At 73.0% G+C, this 252-nt stretch carries 1 protein-coding gene; it reads right to left on the bottom strand.

What is annotated here, in order from left to right:
• Positions 1–252 (bottom strand): 50S ribosomal protein L3 (gene rplC / locus KVS67_RS12420; protein WP_217565489.1); only part of this gene is annotated, 252 nt, incomplete at both ends.

The raw sequence follows: 252 nt of genomic DNA, 5'->3' as shown, positions 1-252 counted from the left end.
GCCCACACCGGCGAAGCCGTGGCGCTTCATGGCGCCGGCGAAGCCCTTGCCCTTGGTGATCCCCACGACGTCGTCCTTCTGGCCGGCCTCGAAGACCTCCACGGTCACGTCCTGGCCGAGCGCGTACTCGGCGGCGTCGGCGGGGCGCAGCTCGACGAGGTGGCGACGCAGGGTCACGCCGGCCTTCTCGAAGGGACCGGCCAGGGGCTTGGTCACGCGGCGGGGATCGGTCTGGCCGTAGGCGCGCTGCAC

Origin of the sequence: Micrococcus sp. GbtcB5, from assembly GCF_019091605.1 — a bacterium.
Lineage (GTDB): Bacteria > Actinomycetota > Actinomycetes > Actinomycetales > Micrococcaceae > Micrococcus > Micrococcus luteus.
Note: the sequence above shows the minus strand (reverse complement) of the source record. Positions and strands in the feature narration are given on the sequence as shown.